Source organism: Streptomyces sp. NPDC001156 (genome assembly GCF_053598275.1).
Map to the genome: position 1 here is coordinate 26,919 of NZ_JBSFJX010000088.1, position 8,711 is coordinate 35,629.

At 67.5% G+C, this 8,711-nt stretch carries 9 protein-coding genes; 2 read left to right on the forward strand and 7 right to left on the reverse strand.

Annotated features, from left to right (window positions below):
- Positions 1–61: 61 nt before the first annotated feature.
- Positions 62–1,075: a LacI family DNA-binding transcriptional regulator gene (locus ACWDA7_RS31370; RefSeq protein ID WP_450608441.1), complete on the forward strand. Its 1,014-nt coding sequence runs from the start codon at positions 62–64 to the stop codon at positions 1,073–1,075.
- A gap of 90 nt (positions 1,076–1,165) precedes the next feature.
- Here ACWDA7_RS31370 and prcA read toward each other — a convergent pair whose 3' ends face one another.
- The 6 genes from prcA to arc all read right to left on the reverse strand — a co-directional run bounded on the left by prcA (position 1,166) and on the right by arc (position 7,279).
- The gene (prcA, locus tag ACWDA7_RS31375) at positions 1,166–1,918 is read right to left on the reverse strand and encodes a proteasome subunit alpha (protein ID WP_450608443.1); all 753 of its coding nucleotides are present in this window, start codon (positions 1,916–1,918) and stop codon (positions 1,166–1,168) included.
- Positions 1,919–1,979: 61 nt separating this feature from the next.
- Positions 1,980–2,825 carry a proteasome subunit beta gene (gene prcB, locus ACWDA7_RS31380; RefSeq protein ID WP_450608445.1) on the reverse strand — a complete coding sequence of 282 codons (846 nt, stop codon included), beginning with the start codon at positions 2,823–2,825 and terminating at the stop codon, positions 1,980–1,982.
- A complete protein-coding gene (locus ACWDA7_RS31385; RefSeq protein WP_450608446.1) occupies positions 2,777–3,442 on the reverse strand; it encodes an endonuclease VII domain-containing protein in 666 nt (221 codons plus the stop codon). Before ACWDA7_RS31385 ends, prcB begins: the two co-directional genes overlap by 49 nt.
- Positions 3,369–3,587, reverse strand: coding sequence for a ubiquitin-like protein Pup (locus ACWDA7_RS31390; RefSeq protein ID WP_059248381.1), 219 nt, complete (start codon positions 3,585–3,587; stop codon positions 3,369–3,371). Before ACWDA7_RS31390 ends, ACWDA7_RS31385 begins: the two co-directional genes overlap by 74 nt.
- 181 nt (positions 3,588–3,768) lie before the next feature.
- On the reverse strand, positions 3,769–5,280 hold the full coding sequence (dop, locus tag ACWDA7_RS31395) for a depupylase/deamidase Dop (RefSeq protein WP_450608448.1): 1,512 nt from the start codon (positions 5,278–5,280) through the stop codon (positions 3,769–3,771).
- Positions 5,281–5,512: 232 nt separating this feature from the next.
- Complete coding sequence (arc, locus tag ACWDA7_RS31400; RefSeq protein ID WP_359389642.1) at positions 5,513–7,279, reverse strand: proteasome ATPase; 1,767 nt, start codon at positions 7,277–7,279, stop codon at positions 5,513–5,515.
- A gap of 248 nt (positions 7,280–7,527) precedes the next feature.
- Between arc and ACWDA7_RS31405 the strand changes: the two genes are divergently transcribed.
- Positions 7,528–7,830: a ferredoxin gene (locus ACWDA7_RS31405; protein ID WP_432925894.1), complete on the forward strand. Its 303-nt coding sequence runs from the start codon at positions 7,528–7,530 to the stop codon at positions 7,828–7,830.
- Positions 7,831–7,948: 118 nt separating this feature from the next.
- Here the strand turns inward: ACWDA7_RS31405 and ACWDA7_RS31410 are convergent, their stop codons facing one another.
- On the reverse strand, positions 7,949–8,524 hold the full coding sequence (locus tag ACWDA7_RS31410; RefSeq protein ID WP_450608450.1) for a hypothetical protein: 576 nt from the start codon (positions 8,522–8,524) through the stop codon (positions 7,949–7,951).
- Positions 8,525–8,711 lie beyond the last annotated feature (187 nt).

The window sequence follows — 8,711 nt, forward strand, 5'->3', positions numbered from 1 at the left end:
GTCCTCCGTCATACGTACCATGTGCGCTGTCCAGGAGTCCAGACGAAAGAGCAGGCCCACGGTGGCACCAGGTAGCACGCGACCCACCAGCCGCGATGTCGCCCAGGCCGCCGGCGTCTCCCAGGCCGCCGTCTCCCTCGTCCTCGGCGACAAATGGCGCGGTCGCGTCTCCGAGACCACCGCCGAACGAGTACGCGAAGCCGCACGCGAACTCGGCTACCGCCCCAATCTCGCCGCCCGCAACCTGCGCCTCGGCCGCACCCGCACCGTCCTCCTCGTCGTCCCCGCCCTCACCACCGAATTCTTCGCCGGCGTCTACACCGGCGCCGCCCGCGTCGCCGCCGAACACGGATTCGGCGTCGTCCTCTACCCCTCACCCGAGGGCGTCGGCCCCGCCAAAGACCCCTTCCACTCCGCACAAGCCGCACTGGACGGCGTCATCGCCTCCTCCATGGCCGCCGACGCCCTCACCGTCATCCGCGGCGACCAGCTCCCCCTCGTCATGCTCGACAGCGATCCCCGGGGCAGCCTGGGAGCCGCCACCGTCAACCTCGACATCGCCGACGGCATACGCCAGGTCGCCGACCACCTGCTCGCCCTCGGCCACCGGCGATTCCTCCACCTCTCCGCCGACATCCCCTCCTGGACCTTCGACGTACGAGCCCGCGAACTGGCCGCACGCCTCTCTCAGGTCCCCGGCACCAGCCTGGCCGCCACCCGCGCACCCATCTCCATCGACGACGCCCTCGCCGCCGCCGAAGCCGCCCTCGCCACTCCCGGCCCCCGCCCCACCGCACTCGTCTGCGACGACGACAAACTGGCCGCCGGCGCCTACAAGGCCGCCCGCCGCCTCGGCCTGCGCATCCCCGACGACCTCTCCGTCACCGGCCTCGACGACCTCGCCCTCGCCACCGCCCTCGACCCCGAACTCACCACCGTCCGCCTCGACGCGGAACTCTTCGGGGAACGCGGCATGCAAGCCCTCCTCGCCGTCCTCGAAGGCCGTACACCAGAACAGGGCGACATCCCCGTCCAACTCGTCGTACGGGGCTCCACCGCCCCTCCACGCCCCTGACACACGGCAGTGCGCCCCGGCCGTTCCCGGCCGGGGCGCACTGCATGGCTCACCACGCCGCGCCGCACCCTCACAGTGCGGCGCCGGCGATCACTCCTCGTCCTCGGAGGACTCCTCCTCCGCCTCGGCAGCCGTCGCCACACCGTCCGCCGCCAGCAGACGGGAGAGTTGACGGCCCACGATCCGCTTGAACTTGCGCGCCTGCGGCCGCGTACGATCCAGCACCGCGACCTCCAGGCGCTCCGCGGGAATCTCCCGCTCACTGCCGTTCGTGTCACGGGACAGAGCCTGAACGGCCAGCCTCAACGCCTCCGCCAGCGTCATACCGTCCCGATGACGCTGATCCAGGAAGCTGCTGATCTGCTCCGCATTGCCACCGACCGCCACCGAACCGTGCTCGTCCACGATCGACCCGTCATGCGGCAGACGGTAGATCTGATCGCCCTCCGGGGTCTCCCCCACCTCGGCGACCACCAGCTCCACCTCGTACGGCTTCTCCGCCGCACTCGAGAAGATCGTGCCCAGCGTCTGGGCATACACGTTGGCGAGGCCCCGAGCGGTCACATCGTCACGGTCGTAGGTGTAGCCCCGCAGATCGGCATACCGGACACCGCCGATCCGCAGATTCTCGTACTCGTTGTACTTACCAGCCGCCGCAAAACCGATCCGGTCATAGATCTCACTGAACTTGTGCAGGGCACGGGACGGGTTCTCACCGACGAACACGATGCCGTCGGCGTACTGCATCACGACCAGACTGCGGCCCCGCGCGATGCCCTTGCGGGCGTACTCCGCCCGGTCGGCCATGGCCTGCTGGGGGGAGACATAGAACGGCGTCGACACCGGTTACCCGTCCCTTTCTGTCGAAGTCACACGATCACCTTCACCACAACCAGGGCCGGCGTCAGAGCAAGGCGGCCTTCGGGCCGTCCGGCTCCTCCAGACGACGCTGCAGAACCGCACGGGCGAGGTCACCCGCCTCATCCTCGGTGAGCCGACGGAAACCGTCCTCGGTGATCACGGTGATAACCGGATAGATCCGGCGGGCGACATCGGGACCACCCGTCGCCGAGTCGTCGTCCGCCGCGTCGTACAAGGCCTGGACCACCAAAGTGGTGGCCTGCTCCTCGTTCAGATCATCACGGAAAAGCTTCTTCATGGCGCCGCGCGCGAAGATCGACCCGGAGCCCGTGGCCGCGAATCCGTGCTCCTCGGAGCGGCCGCCCGTCACGTCGTACGAGAAAATACGGCCCTTCTCCCGGTCCACGTCGTAACCGGCGAAGAGCGGCACCACGGCCAGGCCCTGCATGGCCATACCGAGGTTGGAACGGATCATGGTCGACAGGCGGTTCGCCTTGCCCTCCAGGGACAGCTGCGCACCCTCGACCTTCTCGAAGTGCTCCAGCTCCAGCTGGAACAGCTTCACCATCTCCACGGCCAGACCCGCCGTGCCGGCGATCCCGACCGCCGAGTACTCGTCCGCGGGGAACACCTTTTCGATGTCGCGCTGCGCGATCACATTGCCCATGGTCGCCCTGCGGTCACCGGCGAGCACCACACCGCCGGGGAACGTGACGGAGACGATGGTCGTGCCGTGCGGGGCCTCGATCACGCCCTGAGTCGGGGGCAGCTGCCGGTTGCCGGGCAGCAGTGTGGGCTGGTGCTCGGACAGGAAGTCCATGAAGGACGACGACCCAGGCGTCAGGAAGGCAGCTGGTAGACGCCCGGTGCTACGAGGATTGGCTTCCACGCGTTTCCTTCCAGGTATGTCGCAGCCCGCCGTGTGACGTCGGGCCGACCCTTGAACTGCCCCAGTGCGGCATTGCAGCTGAAGCACAGTACGCCACGGACCCTACCCGTGTTGTGACGGTGATCCACATGCGTTGCCGGGGCCGTTGGACATATGCAGCAGACGCCTCTGCGAAAGGCGATCAACTCGTCGCGTTCAGCTTCAGTGATGCCGTACTGACCGCTTCGAATGGTCGGAGCGCCACGTTGCGGCTCTGAAACACCTGGCAGCGCGTGGACAACGGCGGTTGCGTTCCGATGCCACTCGCTCCCCGGCTTGACCTCGTCACACCCCAGGCGGTGCTTTGCGTCTTTCGGGAACACCCGATCGACGCGCCGTTCTGCCCTGAGCCTCACGGCGGCGCCGGCACGCCGCTGCCCCGCATTCGCGGCAACGGCCCTCAAGCCCGTCGAGCTTCGACGTGTTCGCCGCGAATGCGCTGGTGGGGAGAATCCGCTTGCATGCCGGGCACTTCTCCCCGGCATCCAAATCGGACACGTGGTGCTATTCCCCACCCTTTTGGACAAATGACCGAACGAAGTCCTCTGCGTTCTCCTCGAGCACATCATCGATTTCATCGAGGACAGAGTCCACGTCGTCACTCAGCTTCTCGTGCCGCTCCTTGAGGTCCTCGGAGGCCTGCGCCTCCTGCGCCTGCTCCTCGACCTCCTCCGTGGAGCGCGTCGCCTTCTGCTGTCCGCCGCCGGTGTCCTTGGTCGCCATAACCGTCACCCCGCTCAGTTCGCCCGACATGGTCGGCATTCCTGCCGATCGGTGATGATCAGACCCTACAATCCCGGTCCGACATCGGCCCCGCAGTTACTCCAACGTACGGGGGCCACCTCGATGATTCCCGGCCGCCGGGATTTACACCCCGGTCGGCCGGGACGGCCCGTGCGGCCGGTCAGCCGCCTGACAGGACCCTGACCAGGTCCTCCGCCGTGCGGCAGCGGTCGAGGAGCTCCTTGACGTGATTACGCGTTCCGCGAAGCGGTTCCAGGGTTGGCACCCGCTGCAGGGAGTCACGGCCGGGCAGGTCGAAGATGACCGAGTCCCAGGAGGCCGCCGCGACGTCGTCCGCGTACTGCTCCAGGCAGCGGCCGCGGAAGTAGGCCCGGGTGTCCTCCGGGGGCTTCGTACGGGCCCGCTCGACGTCGTCCTCGGACAGCAGCCGCTTCATCTTGCCGCGGGCCGCCAGACGGTTGTAGAGGCCCTTCTCGGGGCGTACGTCGGCGTACTGGAGGTCGACCAGGTGGAGCCGGGCGGCGTCCCAGTCGAGGCCGTCACGGCGCCGGTAGCCCTCCATGAGTTCCCGTTTGGCGACCCAGTCGAGTTCGCCGGCGAGGCTCATGGGGTCCCGCTCCAGGCGGTTGAGGGTGTCCTCCCAGCGGGTGAGGACGTCCTTCGTCTGCTCGTCGGCGTCCCCGCCGAAGCGCTCCTCGACGTATTTGCGCGAGAGCTCGTAGTACTCCATCTGGAGCTGGACGGCGGTGAGCGTCCGGCCGCTGCGGAGGGTGACGAGGCGCTCGAGGGTGGGGTCGTGCGAGACCTGGTGCAGGGTGCGTACGGGCTGGTCGACGGCCAGGTCGACCGCGATGAAGCCGTCCTCGATCATGGACAGGACCAGGGCGGTGGTGCCCAGCTTCAGGTAGGTCGAGATCTCGGAGAGGTTGGCGTCTCCGATGATGACGTGCAGGCGGCGGTACTTCTCGGCGTCTGCGTGCGGTTCGTCGCGGGTGTTGATGATGGGGCGCTTGAGGGTCGTCTCGAGGCCCACTTCGACTTCGAAGTAGTCGGCGCGCTGGCTGAGCTGGAACCCGTGTTCGTGTCCGTCCTGGCCGATGCCGACGCGGCCGGCGCCGGCGAAGACCTGGCGGGAGACGAAGAACGGGGTGAGGTGGCGCACGATGTCGGAGAAGGGGGTTTCCCGCTTCATCAGGTAGTTCTCGTGCGTGCCGTAGGAGGCGCCCTTGTTGTCGGTGTTGTTCTTGTAGAGGTGGATGGGCTGGGCGCCGGGGAGCTGGGCGGCCCGTTCCGCGGCTTCGGCCATGATCCGCTCGCCGGCCTTGTCCCAGAGGACGGCGTCGCGGGGGTTGGTCACCTCGGGGGCGCTGTATTCGGGGTGCGCGTGGTCGACGTAGAGCCGTGCCCCGTTGGTGAGGATCACGTTGGCGAGGCCGATGTCCTCGTCGGTGAGCTGGCTGGCGTCGGCGGCCTCGCGTGCGAGGTCGAAGCCTCGCGCGTCCCGCAGCGGGTTCTCCTCCTCGAAGTCCCAGCGGGCCCGGCGGGCCCGGTGCATCGCCGCCGCGTAGGCGTTGACGATCTGGGACGAGGTGAGCATGGCATTGGCGTTGGGGTGCCCGGGGACGGAGATGCCGTACTCCGTCTCGATGCCCATTACTCGCCGTACGGTCATGCGGCCCTCCTTGCCCGGCGGCGCCCTCGGTCGGGGGCGGCGCTCAGATACCGCTGATGCTCCGGTGCGCGTGCGGTGCCCGTCCCCGCACGGCGCGACGCGGCGGTACGAAGAGCCTAGAACGCCTTTGCGCTGGTGGGGAGATCATTTGCGTCATTACCTTGCTCCAGCCGTGCCCGAAAAGCAGTCGGCTGCGGGTCCCCGGTGAGGGCACCCGCAGCCGCCCCAGCTGTTACAGGTACTGACCGGTGTTGGCCACCGTGTCGATGGAGCGTCCTGTGTCTGCGCCCTGCTTTCCGGTGATGAGGGTACGGATGTAGACGATCCGTTCGCCCTTCTTTCCGGAGATCCGGGCCCAGTCGTCGGGGTTGGTGGTGTTGGGCAGGTCCTCGTTCTCCTTGAACTCGTCCACGCACGCCTGGAGGAGGTGGGAGACCCTGAGGCCCTTCTGGTTGTGTTCGAGGAAGTCCTTGATCGCCATCTTCTTGGCGCGTCCGACGATGTTCTCGATCATGGCGCCGGAGTTGAAGTCCTTGAAGTAGAGGACTTCCTTGTCGCCGTTGGCGTAGGTCACCTCGAGGAAGCGGTTCTCGTCCGATTCGGCGTACATCTGTTCCACGGCGGTCTGGATCATGCCGTGGACAGTGGCCGACTTGTCGCCTCCGTGCTCGCCGACGTCCTCGGCGTGCAGCGGGAGCCTCTCGGTGAGGTACTTCCCGAAGATGTCCTTGGCCGCTTCGGCGTCCGGACGTTCGATCTTGATCTTCACATCGAGCCGGCCGGGCCGCAGGATGGCGGGGTCGATCATGTCCTCACGGTTGGAGGCGCCGATGACCACCACATTCTGCAGGCCTTCCACGCCGTCGATCTCGGCGAGCAGCTGGGGGACGATGGTGTTCTCCACGTCCGAGCTGACACCGGAGCCGCGGGTGCGGAAGAGGGATTCCATCTCGTCGAAGAAGACGATGACAGGAGTGCCCTCGCTGGCCTTCTCACGGGCGCGCTGGAAGACGAGGCGGATCTGCCGCTCGGTCTCACCGACGTACTTGTTCAGCAGCTCGGGACCCTTGATGTTGAGGAAGAAGCTCTTGCCCGCGGCCTGGCCGGTCACCTCGGCGACCTTCTTGGCCAGCGAGTTCGCGACGGCCTTGGCGATGAGCGTCTTTCCGCATCCGGGGGGCCCGTACAGCAGGACGCCCTTGGGCGGCCTCAGTTCGTGCTCCTTGAACAGGTCGGGGTAGAGATAGGGGAGCTCGACCGCGTCCCGGATGGCTTCGATCTGACCGGCGAGGCCGCCGATCTGCTCGTAGCCGATGTCGGGCACTTCTTCGAGGACGAGTTCCTCGACCTCGCTCTTCGGAACGACCTCGTAGACGTAGCCGGAGCGGGGTTCGAGCAGGAGGGCGTCGCCGGGACGGATGGTGACGTCCAGCAGCGGCTCGGCGAGCCGTACCACCCGTTCCTCGTCGGTGTGCCCGAGCACCAGGGCGCGCTCGCCGTCCTCGAGGACTTCCTTGAGGGTGACGATGTCCCCGACCCGCTCGAATTCCATGGCCTCGACCACGTTGAGCGCTTCGTTGAGCATCACTTCCTGGCCACGGCGGAGCTCGTCGAGCTCCACGCTGGGGCTGACGTTCACGCGGAGCTTGCGGCCACCGGTGAAGATGTCGGCCGTGCCGTCCTCGATCGCCTGCAGGAACACACCGAAGCCGGCCGGCGGCTGTGCGAGCCGGTCGACCTCCTCCTTGAGGGCCACGATCTGGTCGCGGGCCTCACGGAGCGTGTTGGCGAGTCGTTCGTTCTGTGCGGACACGCCGGCCAGGTTGGTCTGCAGCTCGACGATCCGCTCTTCGAGAATCCTCGTGTGTCGCGGAGAGTCGGCGAGCTTGCGTCGCAGGACGGCGATCTCCTGCTCAAGGTAGGCAATCTGCCCGGCAGGGTCGTCGGACCCTCGCCCCGGGCGGATGCCGCGGTTCATGTCGTCGTCGTGGGCTGCCACGGTCCTCACCTCCTCCAAGGGGAGCTGGACGCTTCCAGACCCTACCTGGGTGGGTGTCGATTGAAACCCCTAGATCACAAAGACTGTCGAGGTGTGTCCGATCTTCACCCTTGCGCTCTCCCTCACGCCAGGGGAATACCCACCGAACATGATTGGGAAGCCGCCGCAGGTAGGCTCACGGTGTTCAACACCCGTCAGAGCTGGCCGGATTCCCGGGGACGGCTCTGCGCAGGAAATCGGCAGGGGAGATGATCGTGCAGCAGGCCGGAGTCGAGGGCGAGGCGCTGGAGGTCTGGATCGATCAGGATCTGTGCACCGGTGACGGGATCTGCGCCCAGTACGCGCCTGAGGTCTTCGAGCTGGACATCGACGGTCTGGCCTACGTGAAGGGCGCTGACGAGGAGCTTTTGCAGGCCAGGGGGGCTGCAACGCCGGTGCCGCTGCCCCTTCTCACCGACGTGGTGGACTCGGCGCGGGAGTGTCCGGGTGAGTGCATTCATGTACGTCGAATTTCGGACAAGGCGGAGATCTACGGGCCTGACGCGGAGTGATCCCATGAGGACGTAGCGTCATTCATGTCTTTCTTCTCACATCGGATTCGCCGTCCCGTCGCGTGCCCGCCTCCTGGCGGTCACGCGACGGTGTGTGTCGGCGGCCGGGAGTGCGACGTCACACGTTGCGTGCGCCGGAGGGCGTGGAGCGGACGAACGCGCCGCCCTTCCACTGCCACTTGGCGGGGGTCTTCACGTCGGGGCAGCAACTGGGTATGCCGGCCGAGGAGTAGCCGAGAAGCGTGGCGGAGACTGCGGCGTCGCGGACGGCGAAGTCGGTGACCGTGAAGCGGTCCTTGGGGTCGACGAGAGTCGCGACGATGCGGGGTCTGGTGGCGTCGGCGGCCTGGGTGAGGACGTAGACGCCGTCGGGCGGGGTCCCCATGGCGGCGTCGCAGTGAACGACGGCGACGGTTTCCGGGCGGCCGTCGCCGTCGAGGTCGCCGGTGGCCTTCTTGTGGACGAGGACTCTGGCGGGGCCGCAGTCGAGCGGGAAGTCGGCTTTGGCCGGGTCGGGTGCCGCGATGCCGGCCGAGGCCGTCGTGCTCCCGGGGTGAGGCGGAGTCGCCGTCGCGGAGCCGGGCTGCAGCACCGGGGACAGGGCGATGACACCGGATATCGCGGTGGCCGTGGCGACCCAGTGGATGGGGCGCGGCGAGGTGTGAGCGAGTTCCGGAACGACGGAGTGCTGCACGCGAGACGTGTCTCCTGTGAGAGCTGTGCCGGTGGGGGTGTCCCGCATAGTGCCACACGTCACAGTGCGGGGGAACGGCGGGGGGAGCACTTCCGTCGGGGGCTCTGGCCGGGGGGTGAGCGGCGACGGGGCCTCAACGGACGAGCGCCGTGGCCGAGTTCCGGGGGTTTTCCGGTAACTCGGCCAC